This is a genomic window from Mesorhizobium sp. M7A.F.Ca.US.007.01.2.1 (genome assembly GCF_003998165.1).
Lineage (GTDB): Bacteria > Pseudomonadota > Alphaproteobacteria > Rhizobiales > Rhizobiaceae > Mesorhizobium > Mesorhizobium ciceri.
The window spans coordinates 1-2,119 of sequence record NZ_RZQP01000436.1 but is presented as its reverse complement, the minus strand read 5'-3'; the positions used below and the strand labels follow the sequence as shown (position 1 = coordinate 2,119).

General features: G+C 64.7%; 1 protein-coding gene. It reads right to left on the bottom strand.

Features of this window, described 5'->3' with window-relative positions; all coding sequences use genetic code 11:
- Positions 1-2,119 (bottom strand): ribonuclease E/G (locus EN949_RS34805; protein ID WP_164782664.1); only part of this gene is annotated, 2,119 nt, incomplete at both ends.

Sequence of the window (2,119 nt, the reverse complement as noted above, 5' to 3'; positions counted from 1 at the left end):
CGCCAGCACTTGCCTCAGCCTCGCCTTCACCGTCTTCGCGGCGGTTGCGCTTGCCGCCGCGCTTGCCGCGCCGGCGCTTCTTGCCCTGGCCTTCGTCCGAAGCTTCAGCTGTGGCAGGAGTTTCGGAAACACCAACAGGGGCATTGTCGTCCGCTTCCGCGTCGCCATCTCCGGCGGCCGAGTCCGAGTCCGAAAACTCGCCGGCCGGAGCCGAGACGGAAGCACCGTCCGCAGGGGCGCCATGTTCGCGATCGCGATCCTTGCCGCCACGCCGACGCCGACGCTTGCGGCGCTTGCGGTCGCGGCCTTCGCCTTCCTCACCACCGGCAGCGGGCCGCGGCTGCTGTTGCTGCGGCTGCTGGCGTGGCTGTTCTGCCTGGATCGGCGCCTCGTCGTCTTCCTCGATGACGGCAATCTCATCCTCGGGCTCGTCCGGCTCGACATAGGCCGGGAAGCTGCGCGCCTCGACAAAGCCTTCCGGCTTTTCAGCCAACGCGCCGCGGAAGATCGCATAGTGCTGCGAACCCACCGAATCGTCGGCCTCGACGGTGATCGTCAGCCCGAAGCGGCTTTCGAGTTCCACCAGCGTGCCGCGCTTGTGGTTGAGCACGTAGAGTGCTGTCGCCGCCGGCGTCCGCACCGTGATGTGGCTGCGCGAATCCTTGAGCAGGAATTCCTCGATCGCCCGCACCACCATCAGCGCGACCGACGAATCGGAGCGCACATGGCCGGTGCCGCCGCAATGCGGGCAAGGCTTCATGGTCGATTCCAGCACGCTGGCGCGGATGCGCTGGCGTGACATCTCCATGAGGCCGAAATGCGAGATACGGCCGACCTGGATGCGCGCACGATCGTTCTTGAGGTGATCCTTCAGCCGCTTCTCGACGGAGCGGTTGTTGCGGTTCTCCTCCATGTCGATGAAGTCGATGACGATCAGGCCGGCAAGATCGCGCAGCCTTAGCTGACGCGCGACTTCCTCGGCCGCTTCCAGATTGGTGTGGAGCGCGGTGTCCTCGATCGAGTGCTCCTTGGTGGAGCGGCCCGAATTCACGTCGATGGCAACCAGCGCTTCGGTCTGGTTGATGATGATGTAGCCGCCGCTCTTCAGCGTCACTTGCGGCTGCAGCATGCGGTCGAGCTGTGCCTCGATGCCGTTGCGCACGAAGATCGGCGTCGTGTCGCGGAACGGCTGAACCACCTTGGCGTGGCTCGGCATCAGCATGCGCATGAAGTCCTTGGCCTCGCGGTAGCCTTCCTCGCCGGAGACAAGAATCTCGTCGATATCCTTGTTGTAGAGGTCGCGCACCGAGCGCTTGATCAGGCTGCCTTCCTCGTAGACCAGGGCAGGGGCCGTGGACTGCAAGGTGAGATTGCGGACATTTTCCCAAAGCCGCATCAGATATTCGTAGTCGCGCTTGATCTCTGCCTTGGTGCGGCTCTCGCCGGCGGTGCGCAGGATGACGCCCATGCCCTGCGGCACTTCGAGATCGGCGACGACCTCCTTGAGCCGCTTGCGGTCGACCGCGCTGGTGATCTTGCGCGAAATGCCGCCGCCACGCGCCGTGTTCGGCATCAGCACCGAATAGCGGCCGGCCAGCGACAGATAGGTGGTCAGCGCCGCGCCCTTGTTGCCGCGCTCTTCCTTGACGACCTGCACCAAGAGGATCTGCCGGCGCTTGATCACTTCCTGGATCTTGTACTGGCGGCGCACCGGCTTGCGGCGGTTGCGCACTTCTTCCAGCGCATCCTCGGCGCCGACCGATTCGACCTCGTGATCGTCCGGATGCGAGGACTGCACTTCTTCCAGCATGCCGCGATCATTGTCGCCGGAGGTCGCTTCGCTACCTTGTTCGGCCAGCGGGACGGCTTCGGAAATCACATCGGCCTCGACCGAGGCGGCGATCGACGTCGGGCCGCCTTCGCGGATTTCGCCTTCGTCCTGCTCGGCCGAATCCTCGCCATGCTCGGACGCATCAGCATGTTCGGACGAATCAGCCGCATGTTCGATGATCTCGGACGTGTGCGAGATGTCCTCGACACCAGCGTCGGCACCTTCTTCTGCCTCGTCGGCAGCGTCGCTCGCCTCGCCGGAATCGGCTGCATCGCGCTTGTGCTCGCC